The organism is Mycolicibacter senuensis (genome assembly GCF_002101885.1).
Lineage (GTDB): Bacteria > Actinomycetota > Actinomycetes > Mycobacteriales > Mycobacteriaceae > Mycobacterium > Mycobacterium senuense.
Map to the genome: position 1 here is coordinate 153,828 of NZ_LQPS01000016.1, position 25,760 is coordinate 179,587.

Genomic DNA, 25,760 nt, shown 5'->3' on the forward strand with positions numbered 1-25,760 from the left:
TGGTGGCCGATCGCGAGGAGCTGCAGGCGTTGCGCGGTGCGGTCGCCGACTTGATGGCCAAGGCCGACGGCGACAGCTGGGGCGAACTGGCGGCGATGGGCCTGCTGGGAATGCTGGTGCCCGAGGAGTACGGCGGGGCCGGGGCCGGTCCGGTCGAGGTGGGCGTGGTGGCCGAGGAACTGGGCCGGGTGCTGTTCGACGGTCCGTACTTGTCGACGGCGGTACTTGCCGTGAACCTCCTTGCAGCCCTGGATGATCCAGCGCAATGCGAAGCAGTGCTGCCGGGGATCGCCGCCGGCGGCACCCGGGTCGCGCTCGCCTTCGCCGAGGGCTCCTCGCCCCGCCCGCCCGCGAGGCCGGCGACGTCGGCCCACGGTGACGACTCGCCGGTGCTGACCGGCGAGAAGCGGTTCGTGCTCGATGCCGACGGCGCCGATTCGATCTATGTGCTGGCCGACACCGCGTCCGGACCCGGAGTCTTCGCCGTCGACACCGCAGCCGCGGGCGTCACCGTGCAACCATTGACCACGGTCGACCAGTCACGCCGGCTGTGCACCGTCCGGCTGGCCGGCGCGCCGGCCACCCCGGTCGGTGAACCTGGCCGCGGCGTCGAGGTTTTCACCGCCGCGTTGGACCGCTCCGCGGTGGCATTGCTCAGCGAACAGGCCGGGGCGGCCAAGCGCGCCATGGAGATGGCCCGCGACTACGCCAAGACCCGCTACCAGTTCGGCCGGGCGATCGGCAGCTTCCAGGCCGTCAAGCACATGTGCGCCGACATGCTGTTGGAGGCCGAGTCCGCGGTGTCGGCCGCCCGCCACGTCGCCGCAGCCGTCGCCGACGGTTCGCCGGGCTGGTTGGCCGACCTCGCCCTTGCCCAGGCGTATTGCTCGGATGCGTCTGTTTTTGTGGGCGCCACCAACATTCAGGTGCACGGGGGGATCGGATTCACCTGGGAGCACCCCGCCCACCGGTATCTGCGGCGGGCCCGCGGCGACGCCCAGTTGTTCGGCAGTCCGGCCTGGCACCGTGAACGCTACCTGCGAGAGATCGGAGCCTGAGATGAGCGACGGCATCGGCGACGACGCCTTGCGCGCCGAGGTCCGGGACTGGCTGGCGGCCAACTGGTCTCCCGATGTCGACCGGGCGACGTTCGCCACCGCCGTGCTCGAAGCGGGATGGACCGTGCCGAGCTGGGAACCCGACCGCTACGGACGCGGCCTCACCGATCGGCAATCACGGTTGGTGGCCGCTGAATTCGCTGCTGTCGGGGCGCCCGGCAGCGGGCACGACCGGAGCGATCTGTTCGCCTGCACCATCCACGACCGCGGCTCCGAAGAGCAGCAGCGCAGACTGTTGCCCCCGGCGCTGCGCGGCGAGAGCAAATGGTGCCTACTCTACAGCGAGCCCGGCGCGGGATCGGATCTGGCCGGCCTGCGCACCCGCGCCGAACGCGACGGCGATGACTGGATCGTCAACGGCCAGAAAGTGTGGACGTCGTTCGCGACGACTGCCGACTACGGCATGCTGGTGGCGCGCACCGACCCGGATGTGCCCAAGCACAACGGGATCACCTTCTTCATGCTGCCGATGCGCCAGCCGGGCGTGGAAATCCGGCCGATCCACCAGATCACCGGCGAATCGGAGTTCAACGAGGTGTTCTTGACAGACGCCCGGGTGCCCGATGCGAACCGGATCGGCGAGCCGGGCGCCGGCTGGTCGGTGCTGCAGGTCGCGCTGGGTTACGAACGCCGGTTGATGGGCGACATCGCGCGCACCAGCCGCGGCCGCCGTGCGAAGACCGACGGCCTGGTCGAATCGGCACGCGAGGCCGGCTGCCTGGGCGATTCCCACATCCGCCAGCAGATCGCCCGCGTGCAGGCGCTGTCGACGGTGAACCGCTGGAACAACCAGCGCGCCAAGACCAGCGCCGATCGCGTCGAGGCCGCCACCCTGCTGGCGCTGGGCAAGATCGCGATGTCGCGGATTCTGCACGAGACCGCGCGCGTCCAGACCGAGATCGTCGGCGCCGAGTCGATGCTGAGTGGACCGGAGAATCCGGTCGGCGACGCGGTGACGTTTCGGGCGCTCAACGCCTACTTCACCTCGATCGGCGGCGGCACCGACCAGATTCAGCGCAACATCATCGGCGAGCGGATCCTCGGGCTGCCCAAGGAACCCGATCCCTACCGCGACGCACCGTTTCGCGACCTACCGCACTAGCACTGGTGCACGGTGCGCCGGACGGCGGGGCCTCAGAACTGCAGGGCGGTGAAACGCCAGTCCAGAACCTGGCGATCCGGCTCGCCCACGGCGTAGACCAGCGATCGCAACCCCAGCATGTTGTCGGCAGCCGATTCCACCTGCAGTTCGCTGTAGAGGGTATCGCCCTCGTGGACCGGCCCGGTGTGGTCGCAGGACTGCCAGCCGACCACGGTGACCAGGTTGGGCAGCAGGCGGCAGGCCTGCGCCAGCGCCAGTCCGATGGTGTGCCCGCCGTAGACCAGCCGCTGACCCGCCACCCGTGAATCGTGGTGTGTGGCGGCGATATTGAGTGTCAGGCGGGCCAACTCCGGGGCGGAGGACACGACGTCGCCGGTACTGGTCAGCACGGCTCCTTTCAAGCCGCCCGCGGCCTGGTCGAAATGCGGGCCGGGAACTCGCTGCCGGAACTCCTCGGCGTCCCAGTGCGCGGTGACATCCGATGGGGCCGCAAGGCCGGCGCCGATGGCGGACAGGTCGTCGCGGTGACCGGTGTCGGCCGCGTCCGGTGACAGCGGCAGCATCGCGCAACGGTAGAAATCGAGCACCAACCGGTCGACCTGATCGATGGTGGTCACCCGCAGCGCCACCAGACCGGTGCGCTCCCGTCCGGGCTTGGCCGAGTTCTGTTTCAGGCCTACGACTTCGGTCCGGGTGAACAGCGTGTCGCCGATAACCGGATACCGGAAGAACGCCAGGCCGCGGTAGAAAAGATTGGCCTTGACGCGCCGGGTCACCAACGTGGACTGTCCGATCGCCACGTCACACACCAGGCCGGGGTGCGCCAGCGGCGTCATGGCTCCGGTGACCATCCGGGACAGTTCAGCGTCCAGCGGCAGTCGCATCCGGTCACCGAGGATCGCCTGATGCAGGGCGGCGGATCCGGGCGTCAACGTCATCGCCGGGGCCGCGTCGAACACCTGGCCGACATCGAGTTCGTCGAAGTAGGGCGCGTCGGTCATCTGAGAATCCTGACATACGGTGAACCGATGAGCTTCTCGCTGACCGACGAAGAGTCGATCCTGGTCGATACGGTGCGGACTTTCATCGATCGGGAGGTCAAACCGACCGTCCGCGATGTCGAGCACGCCAACACCTACCCGCAGGCGTGGATCGAACAGATGAAGCACCTGGGTATCTACGGCCTGGCCGTCCCCGAGGAGTACGGCGGCGCCCCGGTGTCGATGCCGTGCTATGTCCTGGTGACCCAGGAGTTGGCCCGCGGCTGGATGAGCCTGGCCGGAGCGATGGGGGGACACACCGTCGTCGCCAAACTGCTGACGTTGTTCGGCACCGACGAGCAGAAGCAGCGCTACCTGCCGGCCATGGCCACCGGCGCGCTGCGGGCCACCATGGCGCTGACCGAGCCGGGCGGCGGCAGCGACCTGCAGAACATGGCGACCTCAGCGGTGCCCGCTGCCGATCCCGACACCCTGGTGATCAACGGGTCCAAGACCTGGATCTCCAATGCTCGCCACTCGGGGCTGATCGCGCTGCTGGCCAAGACCGATCCGCGGGCCACCCCGCGCCACAGCGGGATCTCGGTGTTGTTGGTGGACAATCCGGTTGCCGGGCTGACGATCTCGCGCGATCTGCCCAAGCTGGGCTACAAGGGTGTGGAGAGTTGCGAGCTGAGCTTCGACAGCTGCGTCGTGCCGGCCGCGGCGGTGCTCGGCGGCGCACCCGGGACCGGTTTCGCCCAGATGATGAAGGGCCTGGAGACCGGCCGCATCCAGGTGGCGGCACGGGCGCTGGGGGTGGCGACCGCCGCGCTGGAGGATGCGCTGGCCTACGCACAGCAGCGGGAGAGCTTCGGGCAGCCGATCTGGAAGCATCAAAGCGTCGGCAACTACCTGGCCGAGATGGCCACCAAGCTCACCGCCGCCCGCCAGCTCACCCGCTATGCCGCCGAACGCTACGACAGCGGCCAGCGCTGCGACATGGAGGCCGGCATGGCCAAGCTGTTCGCCTCCGAAGCCGCCATGGAGATCGCGCTCAATGCGGTGCGCATCCACGGCGGCTACGGCTACTCCACCGAATACGACGTCGAACGCTACTTCCGGGACGCACCGCTGATGATCGTCGGCGAAGGCACCAATGAGATCCAGCGCAACGTGATCGCCGCGCAATTGGTTGCCCGCGGCGGGATCTGAGCGGATAGCGACGAACCGTAGAACGGGACCGGCCCCCCACACCGTTGAGGTGCGGGAGGCCAGCCTCGGATCGAACTGCCGAACCGACTACTACGGAGTACCTCCGGTGCCGCCGGCCCCTGGGCTGCCGTCGACTCCGCCCGGGCTCCCGGCCGTTCCGGCATTGCCTCCTCCCGAGCCGCCGGTCTGCCCGGCCGCACCGGCGCTGCCGCCCGTACCACCGTGGACGGTCTCCGGGTTCGGCGGGGTGGGAGTGACGTCCAGGTCGGTGGCACCGCTGGCACCACCGTCGCCGCCCGCCCCAGCGGTGCCGGTGTCGGTGTTGCCACCGTTACCGCCGTTGCCGCCAAGGGCACCGTAATCGCTGAATGTGCCGGCACCACCGTTACCACCGGCGCCACCGTCGCCGCCGGCACCGCTGTCACTGAAGCCGCCGTTGCCGCCGGCCCCGCCGGTACCGCTGCCGATCAGGAACGCCCCGTCGCTCAGGCCGCTCTGGGCACCGCCGTTACCGCCGTTACCGCCGTTACCGCCGGCACCGGCCTGACCGCTACCGCCGGCACCGCCGGCGCCGCCGGCCGTACCCCAGATCCAGTTGGACCCGGCATCCGGAGCCGCACCGCCGCTGTTGCCGCCGTTGCCGCCGTTGCCACCGATGTCGCCGTTACCGCCGGCGCCACCGTCACCCGCCACACCACCAGAGGTGGCGTCGACACCCGCCTCGGCGGTGCTGTCACCGCCGTTGCCGCCGGCGCCACCGTGGCCACCCTGGCTGCCCGCGACATAGCTGGTGCCGGTGCTGTCGAGTGCGCCGTTACCGCCGGCGCCACCCTCACCACCGTCGCCACCGCCCAATGGGCCGTCGACGCCGTTACCGCCGGCGCCGCCGTTACCGCCGTGACCGCCGGTGCCGGTGCCGGTGACCTGGCCGGCGTTGCCGCCGCTACCGCCGTCGTTGCCGCTGGCGGCGTAGCTGCCGCTGCCGCCGGCGCCACCGTCACCACCGTCACCGCTGATGCCGTCGACGGTTGCGCCGCCGGCGCCACCGTTGCCGCCGTGACCGCTCGGCTGGTTGAACGACGGGGTCTGGCTGTTGTTGGTGGTTCCGCCGGTTCCGCCGGTTCCGCCGTGGCCGGCCTGGCCGTCGATGCTGCTGCCGCCGGCGCCACCGTTGCCGCCGTCACCGCCGAAGCTCTCGCCGCTGTCATCGGTGAACGACGAGTCGGCTCCGTTACCGCCGTTACCGCCGTTACCGCCGGCCTGAGTGGCCTGGCCAGCGCCGCCGGCACCACCGTGGCCACCGTTGCCGGCGCGCAGACCGCTGGTGGCGACGCCGTTGTCCGTCGCGCCGCCGCCGCCGTTACCGCCGTTACCCGCGATCCCGGCGCTGATCCCGTCCTGACCGTTGGTGGACCCGGTGCCGCCCAGGCCGGCCGTGCCGGCGCTGCCGCCACTGCCGCCGTTACCGCCGTTACCGCCGTTGAAGGCATCGGTGGTGCTGCTCGACGTGGCGCCATTACCGCCGTTGCCGCCATCACCGCCGAGTCCGGCGTCACCACCGTTGCCACCGACGCCGTCGATGCCTTGGGTTCCGCCGTCCGCGGTGCCCGCGGCCCCGCCGTTACCGCCGTTGCCGCCGGAGCCGCCGTCACCACCGTTGGTGCCGTCACCGCCGTTGAGTCCCGCCTGGGTGGCGGAGTCGGCGTCGCCGTCGGCGCCGTCGCTGCCGTCGGCGCCGGTCAGGCCGGCGCCGCCGTTACCACCGGCACCGCCGTTGCCCGAGTTGATGCCGTCGCCGCCGGCACCACCGGCACCACCGGCACCACCGACGCTGTCAGCTCCGGGTGTGTCACCGGCACCGCCGTTGAGTCCGTCGTCGCCGAGCTTCGGTGACAGGACGGTACCGCCGTCACCGCCGGCACCACCGTTGCCGCCGGTGATGTCGCCATTGCCGCCGGCGCCGCCGACCCCGCCTGCGCCACCGTGGACACCGTCGATCGGACCGGAGGAGGAGTCACCGGACGTGGTGGCCCAGTTGGGGTCACCCCAGCGGATCGCGCTGCCGTCGCCGCCGTTACCGCCGGCACCACCGTCGCCACCGACGCCGCCGGAGCCGTCCGCGTTTGCCAGGCCGGCGCCACCTGCGCCGCCGGTGCCGCCGTTGCCGCCGTGGGCGCCGCCCGCATTCGGGTCGCTACCGCCGGCGCCACCGGTGCCGCCGTTGCCGCCGGTCGCACCGGAACCACCGGCACCGCCAGCACCACCGAGGCCCGCCGAGCCCTGCGGTCCGATCACGCCGGCACCAGCCGGGCCCTCGACGGAAGCGTGCCCGGTCACGTCCACCAGGTCACCGCCGACACCACCGGTGCCGCCGTTCCCGCCGTCGCCGATCAGGCCGTCGTCACCGTTGGCCGCGCCCAGACCGGCCGCACCCCCGCTGCCGCCGGCGCCACCGGCCCCGCCATTACCGGGAGTGAAGTACAGGCCGTGCACGGAGTCGGTTTCGGGGTGAAGTCGCGCACCGCCGGTGCCGCCGTTGCCGCCGTCCGCACCGGTACCACCGATACCGCCGTTGCCACCGTTGCCGGCCTCGCCGCCACCGTTACCGCCGGCGCCACCGTTACCGCCGGCACCGCCGACGCCGCCGTTCTGGCCTCCACTGCCCACGGCGTCGAGCGTTCCATCGGCGCCGTTGGTGGCGGCGCTGCCGTTACCGCCGTTGCCGCCGTTGCCGCCGTCACCGTCGACACCGGCCGCACCCGCGCTGGCGCTGGCGCCACCGGCTGCACCACCGGCCGCGGCCGCACCACCGTTGCCGCCGACACCACCGTCGCCGGCGGCGGCACCGTTGGCACCGACACCGTTGACCGCCAGGCCGTCGGCGCCACCACCGCCGTCGCCGCCGAGCCCGCCGCTACCGCCGACACCGCCGTCGCCGTCGGCACCGACCGTGCCATCGGCCGAGCCGCCGACACCGGCCGCGCCACCGGCGCCGCCCTTACCACCGACGGCGCCGTCGCCACCGTCGCCACCGGCCAGACCATCACCCGAACCACCACCGGCGAACGAGCCGGCCGCACCCGTGGCGCCAGTGCCACCGTTGCCGCCGTTACCACCGACACCGCCGACACCGCCGTTGCCGCCGATCCCGACGAACGACGAACCGTCACCGCCGATACCACCGTTACCGGCGATACCACCGGCCACACCGTTGCCGCCGTTCGCCCCAGGCGTGCTGCCCGCCGAGCCGTTGGTGCCGGTCCAGCCGGCACCGCCGGCCCCACCGTTGCCGCCGTTGCCCCACGCGCCCATGCCGAAGAAGTCCTGGGCCTGACCCGAGGAACCACCGTTGCCGCCGTTACCACCGGCCAGCGAGGCGGTGCCGTTACCGCCGGCGCCACCGTCACCGCCGTTGCCCCACCACTCGCCACCGTGTCCACCGTTGCCGCCGTCAGCGCCCAGGCCACCGGCGCCACCATCACCGCCATTGCCGATACCACCGGCATGACCACCGTTACCACCGACGATGCCGTCAAGGTTCGACGACCAACCAGCACCACCATCGCCGAACCACAGCCCACCGGCCTCGCCGTCGGGGTCGAGCGCGGTGCCATCGGCACCGTTGCAGATCATCCCGCAGAAGCCGTCGGTGAACGGCGCGAACACCTGGTTGATCACACCGTTGACACCCGCGCCGAAGTCAGAGTTGATCCAGTCCTGCAACATCCCGTGCACCGGCAGGTAGAACGTCTCCTGCCACTGCTCAGCGTGAGCGGCGTCCGACAAGCCGAACAGCCCGCCCTCAGCAGAGCCCGGCACGCTCCACGTCGAGATGTCGAACAGGTCAAACCCCGACTCAGAACCGCTGTCATCGACGCCGAAGAAGTCCCAGAACGCATCCAGGCCGAAGTCATCGGCCTGCGCAGCCGGCGCGGTCGCCAACGGGGCCATCCCAAACGCCAGGAACGCACCCACCGAAGCCGCAGCCCCGATCGCCCGGTCCCGCCGCCGAGACCGCGTCCGCGCTGCTGCTGCCTGCCGAGAGCCACGCCGTTGTGCCATCCGTGATGTCCCCTTTGAACTTGTCTGTAGCTGGTGGGTGCCTTAGCTAAACCTGTGGTTCTGCTGTAATCGCCGCTTACGGTAGCTTTCACGGAGTCGGTTGTCCACTACATCGAACATTGGATGGATCCATGGCATTCGTTTGGCCCGTTGCACCCTGATTGAGTTGACAAACGGTTGGAAGGCGGAAGAATGTCTCCTTCAGAACACCGACCGGCCCAGCCGAGCGCTGCAGGCTACCGTTGCCTCTACTCGATACCGGAAGGTCGATCGCCATGTCGCTTCACCTCAGCAACGCCGCACGGCGTCGAGGAACGTACGGTGTCGCACCAACGCGGCGGGCGCGGCGGGCGTTGCCTGCGCTGGCCGCGTTGATCGCGTTGGTGCCAGCACCGGTGGCCGCACTGCCGATCGCACAGGCCGACGACGGGTTCGACTGGGTCGTCGACTTGATCGCCCCGCTGTTCGGGTCAGCGGCCGACGACGGCGGTGCCGCGGCCGGTGACGACTGGTTCGATCCCGCCGCCTGGACCGTCGCCGAGACCGAACTGGGCGGCTCGGATGCCCTGCCGTTCAGCGCGGAGGCCGGCGGTACGGACATCCTCTACGGCTGGCTGCACGAGACTATGCAGAACTGGCTCGACAGCCCGTTCGGCCAAGAGGTCAGCGGTCTGATCAACCCGCTCTTTGCGCCGCTGACCCAGGGTTTCTGCGGCGTGATCTGCAACGGCATCGACGGCACCGAGGCCAATCCTGACGGCGGCGCCGGCGGCTTGTGGTTCGGCGACGGCGGGGACGGCTGGTCCTCGGACGTCGAGGGCATGGCCGGCGGCGACGGCGGCAACGCCGGTGGCTTCGGCAATGGCGGGGACGGCGGCGCCGGCGGGCTCGGCGCCCACGGCGGCAACGGCGGCCACGGCGGCGACATGTGGGGCAACGGCGGCAACGGCGGCCATGGCGGCGCCGGCATCGGAGACGGTGGGGCCGGTGGCCACGGCGGTAACGGCGGCAACGGCAGCTATCTCTACGGCAGCGGCGGCGTCGGCGGCGCCGGCGGCGATGGCAGCGCCGCCACCGGCACCGGCAGCACCGGCGGGGCCGGCGGCAGAGGCGGCAACGGGGGCGAGGCCGGTCAGTATCTCGGCGGCGGCGGCGACGGCGGCAACGGCGGCAACGGCGGAGCGGCCAGTGGCACAGGCAGTACCGGCGGGGCCGGTGGGCAAGGCGGTGCCGGCGGCAAGGTCGGCGGCAGCGGCGACACCGCCGGGGGCGGACACGGCGGACACGGCGGTGACGGCGGCGCCGCAACCGGGACGAGCAGTACCGGCGGGGCCGGCGGCTCCGGCGGCGCCGGCGGCGGTGGCACCCCGCTGATCCTCGGCATCAGTGGCAGTGACGCCGGCAACGGCGGCGACGCAGGTAACGGCGGCGACGCCAGCGGCGACGGCGGCCGCGGCGGCAACGGCGGCCACGGCGGTATCGGCGGAGGCGGTGCCGGTTTCGGCGGAGATGGCGGCGACGGCGGAGCGGGCGGCAACGGCGGCGACGGCAGCGACGGCGCCGCCGGTGGCCTCGCCGGCCCCGGTGGCCGTGGCGGGGCCGGCACCGTCCATGGGGAATCCGGCAGCCAAGGTCTGCCCGGCACACCCGGCAGCACTTCCTGACCGTTGACCCTGCCTGGGCGCTGTCCTACTACTCGGGCGGGCATCGCCGGGGGACCATGGAGGAATGGACGCGAGGCGCTACTCCTGGACCGTGATCGGAGCGGGGCCGGCCGGCATCGCCGCCGTCGGCCGGCTGCTCGATCACGGCATCGCGGCCGATGAGATCGCCTGGATAGACCCGGAATTCGGGGCCGGGGACCTGGGCGCCAAGTGGCGGGCCGTGTCGAGCAATACCCAGGTCGGCCTGTTTCTGGACTATTTGACCGCTTCTCCGTCGTTTCGCTTCGACCAAGCGCCCCGGTTTCCGCTGAATACCGTCGATCCGGACCAGACGTGCCCACTCGGCATGGTCGCCGAGCCGTTGGTGTGGATCTCACATCAGTTGGGCGCCCGGGTGAATCGATTGCAGGCGTCGGCGACACAACTGTGGCTCCGGCACCGCGCCTGGACGGTGCACACCGACCGCGGCGAGATCAGTTCGACGAACGTGATCCTGGCGGTCGGTTCGGCCCCGACGAAGCTCGACCACCCCGGACTTGAGCTGATCGAGATCGAAGCAGCGCTGGATCCCGGCCGACTCGCCCAACTGGCCCTCGACGGTGCCACCGTCGCGGTGTTCGGCTCATCGCATTCATCGATGATCGCGCTGCCGAATCTTTTGGCGACCTCGGCAAGCAGGGTGATCAACTTCTACCGAAGCCCGCTCAAATACGCCGTGTACCTGGACGATTGGATCCTTTACGATGACACCGGCCTCAAAGGCCAGGCCGCGCAGTGGGCACGCGAGAACATCGACGGGACGCCCCCGGAGCGCCTGCAACGGTGCCGGGTGGGCGATCCCCGGTTCGGCGAGCAGCTGCAGGAATGCACCCACGTCGTCTACACCGTCGGCTTCGAACCCCGACGCCGTCCGGAGACCCCGCAGTGGGGACCGCTGAAATACGATGCCACCAACGGGATTCTGGCGCCCGGGCTCTTCGGGGCCGGCATAGCGTTCCCCGAATACCGCCTCAACCCGTTGGGGTCGGGCGAGTACCGCGTCGGGTTGTTCAAGTTCATGCAGTTGCTCGACGCGGCCCTGCCGCTGTGGCTGCGCTACAGCCCGTGATACCCCGGGCTCACGCCGTGTACTTCGCCACCAACTCGTTCTTGTAGAGCTTGCCGGTGTCGGTACGCGGCAGCTGCGACTCGAAGGAAATCGAGCGCGGACATTTGTAGTGCGCCAGCCGTTCCCGCAACCACACCAGCAGCTCCTCGGCGAAGGCATCGGTGGCATCTGCCGGGTCGACGGTCTGCACCGCCGCCTTGACGCGCTGCCCCATCTCGTCGTCGGGGATCCCGAACACCGCCGCATCCATCACCTTCGAGTGAGTGATCAGCAGGTTCTCTGCTTCTTGCGGGTAGATGTTGACTCCGCCAGAGATGATCATGTGGTGACGACGGTCGGTGAGGTACAGGTACCCCTCCTCGTCGACGTAACCGACGTCGCCGACCGTCACCCAGCCGCGCGGGTGGCGTGATTTCGCGGTCTTGTCCGGGTCGTTGAGGTACTCGAAGGCGTTGCCGCCCTCGAAGTAGATCTCGCCGGGCTCACCGGCGGGCAGCTCGTTGCCGTCCTCGTCGAGGATGTGCACCGCACCCAGCATCGGCTTGCCGACCGAACCGGGGTGCAGCAACCAGTCCTCGGCGGCGATCAATGTCGAACCGTGCGCCTCGGAGGAGGCGTAGTACTCGTCGACGATCGGCCCCCACCAGTCGATCATCTGCTTCTTGATCTCCACCGGGCACGGCGCGGCGGCGTGCATCACCCGTTGCAGACTGGAGACGTCGTACGAATTCCTGATCGCATCAGGCAGTTTCAACAGCCGGGTGAAGTGGGCGGGCACGAACTGGGCGTGGGTGACCCGGTAGCGCTGGATGGCCTCCAAGCAGCCTTCCGGGTCGAACTTCTCCAGTACCACCGTGGTGATCCCGGCGGCCTGCGCGGTCATCGACCACACCGACGGGGCGGTGTGGTACAGCGGCGCCGGGCTCAGGTAGACCGAGTCCGGGGACATCCAGACCGCCACCAGCATCGTCATCAGGCCGGGCGCCTCAGCCGGCGGCAGATGCGGCAGTGCGCGCTTGATCCCCTTGGGCCGCCCGGTGGTTCCGGACGAGTACTGCAGCAGATCGCCCTCGATCTCGTCGTCGATAGGGGTAGCGGGCTGGTCGGCAACGCATTCCGGGTAGCGCTGCCAACCCGGCAAATCGGCCTCTCCGGCTTCAGCGGCGATCAGCAGCAGGCCGGGCAGTCCGCCGGGAAGATGCTCGGCTAAGTTCTCGCAGGTCGTGCGCAGCGCCGCCGAGCCGATGACGGCCTTGGCGGAGCTGTTCTCGATGATGTAGGCGGCCTCGGACGCGGTCAGATGGGTGTTGATCGGCACGTAGTACAGGCCGCTGCGCCGCGCGGCCCACATGGCCGGGAAGATGTGCTCGTTGTTCTCCATGATGATCGCGACGGTGTCGCCCTCGACCAGGCCGGCACGGCGAAAGAAGTGCGCCAATCGGTTCGCTCGGGCCTCGAGGTCGTCGAAAGTGACGACGGTGCCGGACGGGTGCAGGATGACGGCAGGCTTGCCGGTACCGACATGTTCGCGAATCTGCATGGGCAGACTGTACCGTCGTCGGACTTGACGGGTGTCAAGTGGTGGGGTTCGGGCCGAGCTCACTGCTCATAAGGGCGCCGCGCTGCGCGAGATCGCGCCCGCCGTCAAAGACCAGTCCTACCGGTCCCGGCAACGCAACGCCGCGCGCCCCAGTGATCAGAGCCGCGCATCCACTGCGGCGGGCAGCGCCTTGAGGAGCTTCGCATCCGCCGTCAGCAGATCGAGGCGCTCGACCTCGGACTGAGCCACCAGCATCGCGTCGAACGGATCCTTGTGCGGCAGCCCAGCGATATTGCACACCATGGCGTGACGACCGGTGATCGGCAGAATGCGGAAGCCGGATTTCCCGACGGCGTCCTCAAAGTCTGCGGGCATCGCGAGCTTGCCGGTAGCCGCTTTGATGGAGATCTCCCAGATGCTGGCCGCCGAGACGAATACCGCCGGGGCAGAAATCATTCGGGCGCGCGCACGGTGACCTAGACGTGGACTGTCGTCCAGCGACCAGAGCAGCACGTGGGTATCGAGCAGGATGCCGGTCATTCAAGCCCGAACTGGGCGTTGAGGGCGTCGTCGACGTCGTCGAAATGTTCGTCGTCGTAGTGGAGCCGACCGGATAGAGCTCCGAAAGCGACGTCGATCCGCGAGTGCGGCGTCAGATCGGCGACCGGCCTGCCGGCGCGCGCGATCGTGATCGTCTCACCGTTTTCGACGCGGGCGAGCAGGCTGGACAGATGCGTCTTCGCCTCGTGAATGTTGACCGTCGCCATGACCCGAGACTACCGGACTTAGTCCAGTCGGACTAAGCATGCTGCCGGGTATCAGCCCAAGCGCTGCTTGAGGGCCTCGAACTCATCGCGCAGGCCGGTGGGCAGCTGGTCACCGATGAACTCGAACCACTCCTCGATCAGCGGCAGCTCGGCACGCCACTCGTCGGCGTCGACGACCAGCGCCTGCTCCACGTCAGCGGTGTCGACGTCCAGCCCGGTGAGATCCAGATCGGCGGCGCGCGGCACGGTGCCGATCGGCGTCGACTCTCCGGAGCCCTTGCCCTCGACCCGGTCGATGATCCACTTGAGCACCCGGCTGTTCTCACCGAAGCCCGGCCACAGGAAACGGCCGTCCTCGCCGCGGCGGAACCAGTTGACGAAGAACACCTTCGGCAGCTTGGACTCATCGGAGTTCTTGCCGATGTCGATCCAGTGCTGCATGTAGTGGCCGGCGTTGTAGCCGATGAACGGCAGCATCGCCATCGGGTCTCGGCGCACCGCACCCACCTTGCCTTCAGCGGCCGCGGTCTGCTCGGAGCCCATCGTGGCGCCGGTGAACACGCCGTGCTGCCAGTCGCGGGCTTCGCTCACCAACGGAACAGTGGTCTTGCGGCGGGCGCCGAACAGGATCGCCGAGATCGGCACGCCGGCCGGGTCGTCCCACTCGGGAGCCAGGATCGGGCACTGCGACATCGGGGTGCAGTAACGCGAGTTCGGGTGCGCGGCAGGGGTGCCCGATTCGGGCGTCCAGTCGTTGCCCTTCCAGTCGGTGAGATGCTCCGGGGTGTCCCCGTCGATGCCTTCCCACCAGATGTCGTTGTCGTCGGTGTGAGCGACGTTGGTGTAGATGGTGTTGCCGGCTTCGATGGTCTTCATCGCGTTCGGGTTGGAGCTGTTGGAGGTGCCCGGCGCCACCCCGAAGAAACCGGCCTCCGGGTTCACCGCGTAAAGCCGGCCGTCCTTGCCGAACCGCATCCAGGCGATGTCGTCACCGAGGGTCTCGGCCCGCCAGCCCGGGATGGTGGGCTGGATCATCGCCAGGTTGGTCTTGCCGCATGCCGACGGGAAGGCGGCGGCGATGTAGTAGGCCTTGTTCTCCGGCGAGATCAGCTTGAGGATCAGCATGTGCTCGGCCAGCCAGCCCTCGTCGTGGGCCATCGCCGAAGCGATCCGCAGCGCGTAGCACTTCTTGCCCAGCAGCGCGTTGCCGCCGTAGCCCGAGCCGTAACTCCAGATCTCGCGGGTCTCGGGGAAGTGGGTGATGTACTTCTCGGAGTTGCACGGCCACGGCACGTCCTGCTGGCCCTCAGCCAGCGGCGCACCGACCGAGTGCAGGCCCTTGACGAACGCCCCGTCGGTGCCGATCTTGTCCAGCGCGGCGGTACCCATTCGGGTCATCACCTTCATCGACGTCACCACGTAGGGCGAGTCGGTGAGCTCGACGCCGAGCTTCGGGTCCTCAGCACCCAGCGGCCCCATGCAGAACGGCACCACGTACATGGTGCGGCCGCGCATGCAGCCCCGGTACAGCTCGGTCATGGTGGCCCGCATCTCGTCGGGGTCCATCCAGTTGTTGGTGGGGCCGGCGCCCTCTTTGGTGCGGGTGCAGATGAAGGTCCGGGACTCGACCCGCGCCACGTCGGCGGGGTCGGAGAGCGCCAGGTAGGAGTTGGGCTTCTTCTCGTCGTCGAGTTTGACCGCGGTGCCGGCCTGCACCAGCTCGGCCATCAGCCGGTCCCACTCGGCCTCCGAACCGTCCGACCACTCCACCCGGTCCGGCTGGGTGAGCTCGGCGACCTCCTGAACCCAGGCCAGCAACCCGCGGTGTTTCGTCGGGGCGTTGTCCAGACCGGGGATGGTCGCTGAGGTCATTGAACTCTCCTGTTGTAACCGGTGTCACTTCGTGGCGTTGCCGCTGGTATGCGCCGCAGTCCACCTCTTATACCTTCATTAGATAAGAGGTTACCGTGCATAACCGCGAGCGGCGACGCGGGCGTACACGCCGCTATTCGGCCGGCGTCCCGGAGGTGTTCGCGGGACCGGATTCGCCCAGCTCGGAGCGCACCGCGGCCAGCGCGCGGCGCAGTGTCGGGAGTTGGCGATCCCGCACCGCGGCGGCCCGGGCGGTCGCGGCGGCGTGCTCCCGCAGTTCCCGGTCCAGCCCGGCGATCCGGTCGGCGGCCCGCGCCGCCTCGGTTTCGTTGCGCTCGGCGAGTTCGGCGGTCAGTGCCGACTCGGCGGCCACCACCCGCAGCGCCACCAGCTCCTGCAGGGCGGAGCGCAGCGCCGCGGTTGCCTCACCCACCCAGCGATCAAGCACCGCCCGGTCGCGCAGCAGCCCACGGATGCGGACCACCCACACCGTGGCCGCGACCCCGACGAGGACGCAGACCACCGCGCCGGCCGCGGTCAGACCCGGGCCCAGGTTGGCGAACAACCGGCTCAGCGCCAACGCCACCCCCAGCCCGAATCCGGCGCCGAGCAGGGTCATCAGCTGGGTCTCCAACCGCCGCGACGACAACGCCGGCGCGCCGGTCTCGAACTGCGGGGCCGACGTCGCCGCCGCGGCATCCCCGGACAACCCCAACTCCTGGGCCATGTCGGCCAGGTGCTCCGAGACGCCCTGGTCGACGTCGGCCACGACCTCCTCCAGCCGGCCGCGCACGTAGGCCTCGAACTCCGGCAACCGGCGCCGGGTCATGCCCGCGGCGTCTTCGGCGAGCTCGCCACGCACCGAGGCGCAGCGCTTGCGGGCGAAGTAGGACAGCTGCACCCGGGCCTGGGCGATGCGACTGCGCAATCCGATCACCCGCTCCGATTTCGACATCCGACGCTGCCGCACCACCTCATCGCGTTGCTCCTGCAGCAGCGTCACCCGCGCCCGCCGCCCCTCGGCGCGGGCGTCGCGGTCGATGCGGCCGGCGTCGGTACGCAACTGGAACTCCCAGGACCGCAACCGGTTCCGTCGCTGCACATCGCTGTCACCCAGTTGCTTGGCCAATTCCGCGACCAGGTCGTCCACCCGGGGTTCGCCGCGTTCGGGCGCCGCGGCCGCCCCCACCCACGCCACGTCCCGGTAGCGCGGCGCGTAGTCGGCCAGCGTCTCGCGGGCGGTCTGCAGCATCTCCCGCCACTGCCGGTGCACGTCGATCTTGGACACCACCCCGACCAGCACATCGGTGTGGGCGGCCGCGGCGTCGAGCAGCGCGCAGTCGGACTCGGTCAGTGCCGCCGCGGCCGACACCACGAACACCACCGCCGTCGGCACCTCCCCCGGCGACAGCTCGGCGGCTTCGACGACCGGCCAGTGCGCCAAGCGCTCGGCCAGCATCGCGGCCACCGCGCTGACCCCGGCCAGCCAAGGCCCGGTGACCATCACCACGTTGCGGCGCCGCACCGCCGGCGGCCGTAGCCCGGGGGCGATCTCGGCCACCAGGGCATCCACTGCAGCGACCGGATCCTCGCCGGCCCGCTCCGGATCGGGGGTGGTCACGGGCGGCCCCGCGTCCTGGCCCAGTCCCGCAGCGAACCCCTCGCGATGTCGGCGGCACAGGCACGCTCGATGACGCCCACCGGGGCGCTGCGGTGGCCCTGCCAGCGACGCGCCCGCCGCAGCGGCGGCTCTCCCGGCGCACCGTGCTGGTGGACCACCGCGGCCGCCGCGGCCGCCCGCGCCGCCACCGTCGCATCGCAGTTGAGGAACGCATCGATGCGGGCCGCGCCGTCGTGGCCGACCGCCAGCGCCTCGAGTCGGGCCACCGCCTCCGACGTCCGCCGGTGATGCGCGGCGGCGCCCAGCGCACCCAGCCGCGCGACGACGCCATCGATGCCGCTGAGCCTGCGCAGCACCGCCCTGGCCTGCGTCACCGTGTCGCCGCGCCGCGCCGGCTCGAGCAGCCGCTCGACCCCGGACAGGTCGACTACGGCGCAGAGCCGCGCGCGCAGCTGCCGCGGCACCGGATGCGAACAACCGATGAAGTGGTCGGCCGAGCGGCGATCGGCGGGAGCGGCGGCGAGCCCGCCCAGTGCCGCCCACAGCTCGCCGTCCAGGCCACCGGCCAGTGCGGCGAGCGCGAACAGCCCCGACAGCGATGCCGCCGGCGCCCCGGTGGCGGTCGCGACGTCGTCGACGCAGGCCCGCCCCGGCAGGTCGGCCTTGTTCAGCACCACCAGCACCGGCCGGCGTCGCGCCGAGCGCACCGCGACGATCTCGGCGAGGTCCTCCGGTTTGACCACTTCGGCCACGACATACACCGCCGCATCTGCGGCTTTCGGCTCCGCGCCGGGTGCGCGCACAACGTCCACCCCGGCGGCGGCCAGCGCCGCGGCCACGGTGTGCCGGCCCACCCCGCGCCGCCCGCACACCGCGACCCGCAACGGCGCGCTGACTTCCGCGGCGATCGACACTAGCCGAGGGTCGGAGACCTCGTCGGCCAGCCGAGTCAGCCCGTCGGCGAAGAGCTGGTGCCCCGGTGTCACGACCATGCCCTCCCGCATCGCCCTCCCGCATCGCCGATTCGGCCCACCACTTGCAGGCCATGGTGTCAGCTGCACCGCCGGGATGCGAGTCACCGTGCCGCGCTGTCCACATGCCGATCCCGGCGGCCTCGCTAAGCAACTGTTGGGTATCAATGTGGACCGCGCCGTGGGTACACATGGGTACATGAGCCACCATGGACTGCATGCATGCGCAGCGCGACGTCGAATCGTCATCGGACGTCGCCGGCATCGACGCACCGGCTCCCCGGCGGGCCCGAAATTTCAGCGTCCGCTACCGGCACTCCGCACTCTCGGCCGGCCAGCGCCGAACCTGGGAGCGGCTCTGGCCCGAACTGGGCGCCGACATCCCGGTATCGCTCGACGGTGCCGGCCACCCCGATCCGCTGGATCCGCAACGCTGGTTCGGCCGCGCGGCGCCGCTGGTGCTCGAGATCGGCTGCGGAGCCGGCACCTCGACGGTCGCAATGGCCCGGGCCGAGCCGCACCTGGACGTGATCGCCGTCGAGGTCTACGAACGCGGGCTGGCGCAGTTGCTGTGCGCCGTCGAACGCGAACAGCTCACCAATATCCGGCTGCTGCGCGGCGACGGCCTCGACGTGCTGGAACACCTGATCGCACCCGAGTCGCTGATCGGGGTCCGGGTGTTCTTCCCCGACCCATGGCCCAAGGCACGGCACCACAAGCGGCGGCTGCTGCAGCCGTCCACCATGGCCCTGATCGCCGACCGGCTACAGCCGGGCGGGGTGCTGCATGCGGCGACCGACCATGCCGGCTACGCCGAACAGATCGCCGAGTCCGGCGACGGCGAGCCGGGCCTGCGCCGGGTGACCGACCCTTCGGACCCGTCCACGGCCGCCGGCTTGCCCATCTCGGTCGCCCGGCCCACCACCAAATACGAAGCGAAGGGCCGCGACGCGGGCAGTGCCATCACCGAGTTGATCTGGGAGAAGCCGCGGTGAGCGACGCGGTAGCGGATGTTCCCGCCCGGCCCGCCCCGCTTCCCGAGGACCCGACCAGCCACGGATCACCGGCCCGCCGGGTGCTGCTGGTGTGGGATGCGCCGAACCTGGACATGGGCTTGGGCGCGCTCCTGGGCCGCCGCCCGACCGGAGCCGAACGGCCCCGGTTCGACGCCTTGGGCCGTTGGCTGCTGAATCGCACCGCCGAGATCTCCGCAAATCACCCGCAGCAGCCGGTCGAGCCCGAGGCCACCGTGTTCACCAACATCGCACCGGGCAGCGCCGACGTCGTCCGGCCCTGGGTGGAGGCGTTGCGCAACGTGGGTTTCGCGGTCTTCGCCAAGCCGAAGGTCGACGAGGACAGTGATGTCGACTCCGACATGCTCGAACACATCGCGCTGCGGCGGGACCAGGGGCTGGCCGCGGTGGCGGTGGCGTCGGCCGACGGTCAGGCGTTCCGGGAACCGCTGGAAGAACTGGGCGCGCTCGGCATAACCGTTCAGGTGCTCGGATTTCGCGAACATGCCAGCTGGGCGCTAGCCTCGGATACCTTGGAGTTTGTCGACCTGGAAGACATTCCTGGTGTGTTCCGGGAGCGGCTGCCGCGGATCAGCCTGGATTCGCTGCCGGAGCAAGGGGCGTGGCTGCAGCCGTTCCGGCCGCTGAGCTCACTGCTGGCCTCGCGCGAGTAACAATTGGACAACCCGGCAAGGGACGCGCGGGTCCGAAAGATGTCTCAACAGACTTTAGTGAGGAGCGCATAGGTGTTCGCCTGGTGGGGTCGAACTGTATACCGCTACCGGTTCATCGTAATCGGCGTGATGGTGGCGCTCTGCTTGGGCGGTGGGGTCTACGGCATGAGTCTGGGCGACCACGTCACCCAGAGTGGTTTTTACGACGACGGCAGTCAGTCGGTCCAGGCGTCGGTCCTCGGTGACGAGGTGTACGGCCGAGATCGCACCAGCCATGTGGTGGCGGTGTTCACCGCCCCCAAGGGTGAGACCGTCGACGACAAGGAGTGGTTCGACGGGATCAAGAACGGGCTGAACAAGGTCAAGGCCGATCATCCCGACCAGATCATGAGCTGGGTTGGCTACTTCACCAATCCCGAAGCGCTGGCCAACATGGCCGACCCGGACCGCAAGCACGCGTTCGCCTCGATCCAGATCGAGGGCGACGACGACGACACCATCCTCAAGAATTTCCAGGCGGCCGAACCGGCCCTGCAGGAGCTCGACGGCGGCAAGGTCGAACTGGGCGGCCTGCAGCCGGTCGCCAGCGCACTGACCGGGACCATCGCCAGCGATCAGCAGCGGATGGAGGTGCTGGCTCTCCCGCTGGTGGCAATCGTGCTGTTCTTCGTGTTCGGAGGGGTGGTCGCCGCCAGCCTGCCCGTCATCGTCGGTGGTTTGAGTATCGCCGGGGCGACCGGCATCCTGCAGCTCACCACCCACATCGGGCCGGTGCACTTCTTCGCCCAACCGGTGGTCTCGCTGATCGGTCTGGGTATCGCGATCGACTACGGGCTGTTCGTGGTGAGCCGGTTCCGGGAAGAGATCGCCGAAGGCTACGACACCGAGGCGGCGGTCCGGCGCTCGGTGATGACCGCGGGGCGCACCGTGGTGTTCTCGGCGGTGCTGATCATCGCCTCGTGCGCCAGCCTGCTGGTGCTGCCGCAGGGTTTCGTGCACTCGTTGACCTACGCGTTCTTCGCCGCGGTGGGGCTGGCCGCACTGCTGTCGATCACGCTGCTGCCGGCCATCCTGGGCGTGCTGGGCACCAATGTCGACGCCCTAGGGGTCCGCACCCTCTACCGCATTCCGTTCCTGCGGGACTGGGAGTTCTCCAACCGCATCATCGGCTGGTTCGCCGAGAAGACCCAGAAGACCAAGACCCGCGAAGAGGTCGAGGCCGGCTTCTGGGGCAAGCTGGTCAACTTCGTGATGCAGCGGCCGCTGGCGTTCGCGATCCCGATCGTGGTCGCGATGATCCTGCTGATCATCCCGCTGGGCAAGCTGACCTTCGGCGGGATGAGCGAGAAGTACCTGCCGCCGGACAACACCGCCCGGGTGGCACAGGAGCACTTCGACGAAATCTTTCCCGGCTTCCGCACCGAGAAGCTGACGCTGGTGATCAAGAGCACCGCCGACAAACCGGTGACCGATCAGCAGGTCGCCGACATCCGCAACCGGGCCATGGCGATCAGCGGCTTCGTCGTCCCCGAAGACGACCCGGCCGAGATGTGGAAGGAGCGTCCATATCTGCCCGGAGCGTCGAAGGACCACTCCACCCGGGTGATCGAGAACGGACTGGTCAACCGCAACGATGCGGCGCACAAGATCAAGGCGCTGCGCTCGCTGAGCACACCGAAGGGGTTGTCCGTGCTGGTGGGCGGTACGCCAGCACTCGAGCAGGACAGTATCCACGCGATGGTCGACAAGGGGCCACTGATGCTGGTGATCCTGTTGACCACCACCACCTTGTTGATGTTCCTGGCGTTCGGCTCACTGGTGCTGCCGCTGAAGGCGGCGGTGATGAGCGCCCTGACCATCGGTTCGACGATGGGCATTCTCACCTGGATGTTCGTCGACGGGCACGGCGCCGGGCTGCTGAACTTCACCCCCACACCACTGATGGTGGTGGTGATCGCGCTGGTTGTCGCGGTCGGCTGGGGGCTGGCCACCGACTACGAGGTGTTCCTGGTCTCCCGGATGGTGGAGGCCCGAGAATCGGGGATGTCAACCACCGAAGCCATCCGGATCGGCACCGCCACCACCGGGCGGCTGATCACCGCCGCCGCCCTGATCCTCGCCGTGGTTGCCGCATCGTTCGTGTTCTCCGATCTGGTGATGATGAAGTACCTGGCGTTCGGCCTGATGGCGGCGCTGCTGCTCGATGCCACCGTGATCCGGATGTTCCTGGTGCCTTCGGTCATGAAGCTGCTCGGCGACGACTGTTGGTGGGCGCCGCGCTGGATGAAGCGGCTACAGAACCGGATCGGGCTGGGCGAGATCCGGCTGCCCGACGAGCGCAAGCGCAGGGTGACCCGGCCCAGCACGGCCGCACCGCTTGCCATGGCACCGGCGGGCGCTGCCCCACCGCGGCCGTCGCACGACCCGACGCATCCCAGCGCCGGCGGTCAGGCCCGGCCGCGGGCGACCGAACAGCTGCCGACCCGGCCGGTGACCGGCAGCCCGTCGGGTGCCCGGACCAACCGGATCAACGCCGGCCCGCCCGAGGCGCCGACCACCCGGTTCCAGGCGGCCGATCCGGTGACCGAGCGGGTCGAGTCACCCGCCGAGGGTCCGGCCGGTGGGGACCGCGAGATCGAGTCCTGGCTGGGCGAGCTGCGCGGCGGCCGGGATGCCGGATCGCCACGTTCGCGCGGCCGGCAGGATCCGGCCGAACCGCGGCCGTCCGACGAGCGGACGCGGTCGTTGCCCAAACCCGCCGGGCCGACCGAGGACACCGAGAACGCCCCCACCACCGCCATCCCGGTTCAAAGCGACCCGGCGAGCCAGAACAGTCCGGCGACCGAGAAGCTCAGCGCCCCCCGCGACCAGGAAGGCAAGGCCGACAAGGGCGACAAGGGCGACAAGGGCGACAAGGGCGACGACAATCCGCAGCGCCGCGGCGCCGCCGGTGGTCTCAGTGCGGCGGAGCTGCTGCGCCGGGAGGGCCGGTACTGATCTCGTCCTCGGGTGCCGCATCCTCCTCGGATGCGGCGTCCTGCCCGGGCTCGGCGTCGTCCTCCGGCGGCACATCGTCGGCGTCGTGTGCCCCGACCAGTACCCGCGCCGCCCGGTCGATGAACGCGATGGTCGGGACAGCCAGCAGCGCGCCGACGATACCGGCCAGGATCGCTCCGGTGGAGATGCCCAGCACCACCGCCAGCGGGTGGATCGACATCGCGCGGCCCATTACCAGCGGCTGCAGCACATGGGCCTCGAGCTGGTTGACGGCGATGATCAGGCCCAGGGTGACCAACGCATAGATCCAGCCCTTGGCGATCAGGGCGACCAGCACCGCCAGCAGCCCGGTGAGCACCGCACCCACCAGCGGAATGAAGGCGCCCAGGAAGACCAGGGATGCCAACGGCAACGCCAACGGCACCGCCATGACGGCCAGGCCTATGCCGATCCCGACGGCGTCCACCAGCGCCACCAGGAAGGTGGCCCGGATGTAGCCGATCAACGACTCGAAGCCGGCGATCCCGGCCGCGTGCACCTTGGCCCGCACTTCACTCGGGAAGAACCTGACGGTGAACCGCCAGATGTCGCGGCCGCCGTAAAGGAAGAAGATCAGCGTGAACAGCACGACGAACGCACCGGTGAAGATCTTGGTGATGGTCTCGGCCGTCGACAACGCGCCGCTGGTCAGCTTGGCCTGGTTGTTGCGCAGCTCGGTGATCACCGTCGCGCCGGCCTTGTCGATCTGTTCGCCGCTCAGGTGCAGTGGGCCTTCGATCAGCCAGTGCTGCGTCGAGTTGACCATCTGGGTGACCTGCTCGACCAGCTCGGGCAGGCCGTCGATGAACTCGTCGATCACGAAGCTCAGCAGCGCGGCCAGCACCGCCACACCGCTGAGCAGCAGCAGGAAGACCGCCAGGCCGCGAGGCACCCCGCCCCGGTCCAGCCAGTCCACGCCGGGCAGCAGCAACGCCGACATCATCATCGCCAGCGCCACCGGGACGACGATGACTTCGAGCCGCCGGGCGATCAGCAGGACCACCATCACCGCGGCGAACAACACCAGCATGCGCCAGGCCCACGCTGCCGCCTTGCGCACGGTCGGATGTACGGATTCGTCTGCGCTGGCTGACATTCCGGTAGCGTAACGATGCCGCAGCGAGAGCACATACCGTAGCCGAATATCGCTGTCTCGCGGCTAACCTCTAATTCCGTGTCGCACCACGTAATCGACGGCCCGGCCCGGGCCCCGCAACGTGCGGCCGGTGCCCGCAACTGGGTGCGTCCGGTCGTCGCCGGGCTGGTCACAGTGGTGCTGGCCATCGAGATCGTGCTGGTGTGGGACCAGCTCGCCACCGCGTGGCACAGCTTGTGGCGTGCCGACAGCCGCTGGCTGTTCGGCGCGATCGTGGCGGCGGCGGCATCCATGCACAGCTTCGCCCAGATCCAGCGCACCCTGTTGGGCTCGGCCGGGGTGCACGTCACGCAGTGGCGATCCGAGGCCGCCTTTTACGCCGCCAACTCGCTGAGCACCACGCTGCCCGGCGGTCCGGTGCTGTCGACCACCTTCCTGTACCGCCAACAGCGGCGCTGGGGCGCTTCGCCGGTGGTGGCGTCGTGGCAGCTGGTGATGTCGGGGGTGCTGCAGGCGGTCGGGCTGGCCCTGCTGGGGCTGGGGGGCGCCTTTCTGCTCGGTGCGCGCGACAATCCGTTCTCGCTGCTGTTCACCCTCGGTGGCTTCGTCGCGCTGCTGCTGTTGGCCCAGTCGGTCGCGTCGCGCCCGGAACTGATCGACGGCATCGGTGTGCGCGTCCTGTGCTGGTTCAACTCGGTGCGTGACAAGCCCGCCGACACCGGCGTGGCGACCTGGCGCCGCCTGCTCGGGCAATTCGAGTCGGTGAGCCTGGGCCGCCGCGACGCGTCGACGGCATTCGGCTGGTCGCTGTTCAACTGGATCGCCGACGTCGCCTGCCTGGCGTGCGCGGCCTACGCTACCGGCGGCAGCGCGTCGGTGGCCGGTTTGACGGTGGCCTATGCCGCCGCCCGCGCCGCGGGAACGATTCCGCTGATCCCGGGCGGGCTGCTGGTCGTCGAGGCCGTATTGGTGCCGGGTCTGGTGTCCAGCGGCCTGAGCTGGCCGGACGCCATCTCCGCGGTGCTGATCTACCGGATGATCAGCTGGCTGCTCGTCGGCGCCGTCGGCTGGGTGCTGTTCTTCTTCATCTTCCGCACCCAGGACTCCGGGGACCCGGCCGGCTACGACACCGGCGTCAGCGAACCGCGATCGGTTGCGTCACTGCCCCGGCCGGCGGACCGCTCACCGGTAGGCCACCGCCGGGCAGACCACCCGGCAGGCCGCCCTGGGCCTGTGCGGCCTGCAGCAGCCCGAGCACCTGCGGCAGGCTGACGGCCAGCTTGCACTGGTCACTCACCTCAGTCACCGGTGCGGTGATCTTGGCCAGGTCGTCCCCGACCTTCGGGTTGGCGTCGAAGTAGCTCTTGAGGTTCGCCAGCGTCTGCGGGCCGGGTTGCTGCTGCAGCGCGCCGGTCAGCACCTGGTTGGTGTCCGGGTGCGAGTCGAGGTAGTCGCCGGCCGAGGTGACCGCCTTGCCGACGGTCCGGGCGATTTCGCTGGCCACGCAGGGATCCTTGGACGCGGTCGCCGACGGCGCCGACGGCACCGACAGCAGGGTTACGGTCGCGGCGGCGCCCACCGACAGGGCGGCGACGGCGCCGAGCGTCCGGCTGCGATGCCCGGCGGCACGGATGGTGTTCACGAATTCTCCTCACGACTGGCGGGATCTTCGGTCGGTTCCGCCTCGTTGCGGAGGCGTTCGGATGGTCGAATGCGGCGGGATGCCTCCCGGCAGCAGCGGCACGCTCGGACGGTGCCGTCGTCGCCGGATCTCTTGCTCGCGGAACTACACCGCTCGCGGAATCCGGCGGGACCCGCTCGCCATCCTGTCAGCATCGACCCACCGTCGCCACCGGGGCGCACGTCAGCCTGGTCACAGTGCGGTTCCCGGACCGCATCAGACCAGCTCAGAGGCGACGAGAAA

General features: G+C 69.9%; 18 protein-coding genes and 1 pseudogene. 9 read left to right on the forward strand and 10 right to left on the reverse strand.

Features of this window, described 5'->3' with window-relative positions:
• Window positions 1-2: 2 nt before the first annotated feature.
• Both AWC24_RS03155 and AWC24_RS03160 read left to right on the forward strand, forming a co-directional pair.
• Window positions 3-1,058, forward strand: a complete 1,056-nt coding sequence (locus AWC24_RS03155) for an acyl-CoA dehydrogenase family protein (RefSeq protein WP_085082024.1) — start codon at window positions 3-5, stop codon at window positions 1,056-1,058.
• A gap of 1 nt (window position 1,059) precedes the next feature.
• Window positions 1,060-2,220, forward strand: a complete 1,161-nt coding sequence (locus AWC24_RS03160) for an acyl-CoA dehydrogenase family protein (RefSeq protein WP_085082025.1) — start codon at window positions 1,060-1,062, stop codon at window positions 2,218-2,220.
• Window positions 2,221-2,252: 32 nt separating this feature from the next.
• Here AWC24_RS03160 and AWC24_RS03165 read toward each other — a convergent pair whose 3' ends face one another.
• Window positions 2,253-3,221, reverse strand: coding sequence for a MaoC family dehydratase (locus tag AWC24_RS03165; RefSeq protein WP_085082026.1), 969 nt, complete (start codon window positions 3,219-3,221; stop codon window positions 2,253-2,255).
• Window positions 3,222-3,248: 27 nt separating this feature from the next.
• Here AWC24_RS03165 and AWC24_RS03170 point away from each other — a divergent pair, with 27 nt between their 5' ends.
• Window positions 3,249-4,412, forward strand: a complete 1,164-nt coding sequence (locus AWC24_RS03170) for an acyl-CoA dehydrogenase family protein (protein WP_085082027.1) — start codon at window positions 3,249-3,251, stop codon at window positions 4,410-4,412.
• A gap of 90 nt (window positions 4,413-4,502) precedes the next feature.
• On the opposite strand, the gene AWC24_RS23255 is transcribed toward AWC24_RS03170, so the two are convergent.
• Complete coding sequence (locus AWC24_RS23255) at window positions 4,503-8,387, reverse strand: PGRS repeat-containing protein (protein WP_163705496.1); 3,885 nt, start codon at window positions 8,385-8,387, stop codon at window positions 4,503-4,505.
• 362 nt (window positions 8,388-8,749) lie between these two features.
• Between AWC24_RS23255 and AWC24_RS23260 the strand changes: the two genes are divergently transcribed.
• Complete coding sequence (locus AWC24_RS23260; RefSeq protein ID WP_163705494.1) at window positions 8,750-10,138, forward strand: PGRS repeat-containing protein; 1,389 nt, start codon at window positions 8,750-8,752, stop codon at window positions 10,136-10,138.
• 64 nt (window positions 10,139-10,202) lie between these two features.
• Complete coding sequence (locus tag AWC24_RS03195) at window positions 10,203-11,246, forward strand: FAD/NAD(P)-binding protein (protein WP_174813670.1); 1,044 nt, start codon at window positions 10,203-10,205, stop codon at window positions 11,244-11,246.
• A 10-nt stretch (window positions 11,247-11,256) separates the two neighbouring features.
• Here the strand turns inward: AWC24_RS03195 and fadD4 are convergent, their stop codons facing one another.
• The 6 genes from fadD4 to AWC24_RS03225 all read right to left on the reverse strand — a co-directional run bounded on the left by fadD4 (window position 11,257) and on the right by AWC24_RS03225 (window position 18,038).
• Complete coding sequence (gene fadD4 / locus AWC24_RS03200) at window positions 11,257-12,786, reverse strand: fatty-acid--CoA ligase FadD4 (protein ID WP_085082028.1); 1,530 nt, start codon at window positions 12,784-12,786, stop codon at window positions 11,257-11,259.
• A gap of 156 nt (window positions 12,787-12,942) precedes the next feature.
• Window positions 12,943-13,326, reverse strand: coding sequence for a type II toxin-antitoxin system VapC family toxin (locus tag AWC24_RS03205; RefSeq protein ID WP_085082029.1), 384 nt, complete (start codon window positions 13,324-13,326; stop codon window positions 12,943-12,945).
• Window positions 13,323-13,553, reverse strand: a complete 231-nt coding sequence (locus AWC24_RS03210) for a type II toxin-antitoxin system Phd/YefM family antitoxin (protein ID WP_085082030.1) — start codon at window positions 13,551-13,553, stop codon at window positions 13,323-13,325. Before AWC24_RS03210 ends, AWC24_RS03205 begins: the two co-directional genes overlap by 4 nt.
• Window positions 13,554-13,604: 51 nt before the next feature.
• Entirely contained in the window at window positions 13,605-15,425 is a 1,821-nt protein-coding gene (locus AWC24_RS03215; protein WP_085082031.1) for a phosphoenolpyruvate carboxykinase (GTP), read from the reverse strand.
• Window positions 15,426-15,558: 133 nt separating this feature from the next.
• Entirely contained in the window at window positions 15,559-17,046 is a 1,488-nt protein-coding gene (locus tag AWC24_RS03220) for a hypothetical protein (protein ID WP_085082032.1), read from the reverse strand.
• A complete protein-coding gene (locus AWC24_RS03225; protein WP_109560305.1) occupies window positions 17,043-18,038 on the reverse strand; it encodes a hypothetical protein in 996 nt (331 codons plus the stop codon). The genes AWC24_RS03220 and AWC24_RS03225 overlap by 4 nt, the downstream gene beginning before the upstream one ends.
• A 197-nt stretch (window positions 18,039-18,235) precedes the next feature.
• Here AWC24_RS03225 and trmB point away from each other — a divergent pair, with 197 nt between their 5' ends.
• The 3 genes from trmB (at window position 18,236) to mmpL3 (ending at window position 22,701) form a co-directional block, all read left to right on the forward strand.
• Complete coding sequence (gene trmB / locus AWC24_RS03230; RefSeq protein WP_085082063.1) at window positions 18,236-19,012, forward strand: tRNA (guanosine(46)-N7)-methyltransferase TrmB; 777 nt, start codon at window positions 18,236-18,238, stop codon at window positions 19,010-19,012.
• Window positions 19,009-19,704, forward strand: a complete 696-nt coding sequence (locus AWC24_RS03235; RefSeq protein WP_085082034.1) for an NYN domain-containing protein — start codon at window positions 19,009-19,011, stop codon at window positions 19,702-19,704. Before trmB ends, AWC24_RS03235 begins: the two co-directional genes overlap by 4 nt.
• 72 nt (window positions 19,705-19,776) lie before the next feature.
• The gene (gene mmpL3 / locus AWC24_RS03240) at window positions 19,777-22,701 is read left to right on the forward strand and encodes a trehalose monomycolate exporter MmpL3 (protein WP_085082035.1); all 2,925 of its coding nucleotides are present in this window, start codon (window positions 19,777-19,779) and stop codon (window positions 22,699-22,701) included.
• Here mmpL3 and AWC24_RS03245 read toward each other — a convergent pair.
• Window positions 22,661-23,836 carry an AI-2E family transporter gene (locus tag AWC24_RS03245; protein WP_085082036.1) on the reverse strand — a complete coding sequence of 392 codons (1,176 nt, stop codon included), beginning with the start codon at window positions 23,834-23,836 and terminating at the stop codon, window positions 22,661-22,663. The two genes, mmpL3 and AWC24_RS03245, sit on opposite strands and share 41 nt — an antisense overlap.
• Before the next feature lie 78 nt (window positions 23,837-23,914).
• On the opposite strand from AWC24_RS03245, the gene AWC24_RS03250 reads away from it, so the two are divergent.
• Entirely contained in the window at window positions 23,915-25,108 is a 1,194-nt protein-coding gene (locus tag AWC24_RS03250; protein ID WP_407663461.1) for a lysylphosphatidylglycerol synthase transmembrane domain-containing protein, read from the forward strand.
• A 16-nt stretch (window positions 25,109-25,124) separates the two neighbouring features.
• On the opposite strand, the pseudogene AWC24_RS22845 reads toward AWC24_RS03250, so the two are convergent.
• Window positions 25,125-25,478, reverse strand: a pseudogene (locus AWC24_RS22845) (hemophore); the annotation flags it as partial.
• Window positions 25,479-25,760 lie beyond the last annotated feature (282 nt).

Excerpts from the sequence above, each read along its gene's own strand:
- AWC24_RS03160 (WP_085082025.1), top strand. The coding sequence starts at position 1,060 with ATGAGCGACGGCATCGGCGACGACGCCTTGCGCGCCGAGGTCCGGGAC.
- AWC24_RS03165 (WP_085082026.1), bottom strand. The coding sequence starts at position 3,221 with ATGACCGACGCGCCCTACTTCGACGAACTCGATGTCGGCCAGGTGTTC.
- AWC24_RS03170 (WP_085082027.1), top strand. The coding sequence starts at position 3,249 with ATGAGCTTCTCGCTGACCGACGAAGAGTCGATCCTGGTCGATACGGTG.
- AWC24_RS23260 (WP_163705494.1), top strand. The coding sequence starts at position 8,750 with ATGTCGCTTCACCTCAGCAACGCCGCACGGCGTCGAGGAACGTACGGT.
- AWC24_RS03195 (WP_174813670.1), top strand. The coding sequence starts at position 10,203 with ATGGACGCGAGGCGCTACTCCTGGACCGTGATCGGAGCGGGGCCGGCC.
- fadD4 (WP_085082028.1), bottom strand. The coding sequence starts at position 12,786 with ATGCAGATTCGCGAACATGTCGGTACCGGCAAGCCTGCCGTCATCCTG.
- AWC24_RS03205 (WP_085082029.1), bottom strand. The coding sequence starts at position 13,326 with ATGACCGGCATCCTGCTCGATACCCACGTGCTGCTCTGGTCGCTGGAC.
- AWC24_RS03210 (WP_085082030.1), bottom strand. The coding sequence starts at position 13,553 with ATGGCGACGGTCAACATTCACGAGGCGAAGACGCATCTGTCCAGCCTG.
- AWC24_RS03215 (WP_085082031.1), bottom strand. The coding sequence starts at position 15,425 with ATGACCTCAGCGACCATCCCCGGTCTGGACAACGCCCCGACGAAACAC.
- AWC24_RS03225 (WP_109560305.1), bottom strand. The coding sequence starts at position 18,038 with ATGGTCGTGACACCGGGGCACCAGCTCTTCGCCGACGGGCTGACTCGG.
- trmB (WP_085082063.1), top strand. The coding sequence starts at position 18,236 with ATGCATGCGCAGCGCGACGTCGAATCGTCATCGGACGTCGCCGGCATC.
- AWC24_RS03245 (WP_085082036.1), bottom strand. The coding sequence starts at position 23,836 with ATGTCAGCCAGCGCAGACGAATCCGTACATCCGACCGTGCGCAAGGCG.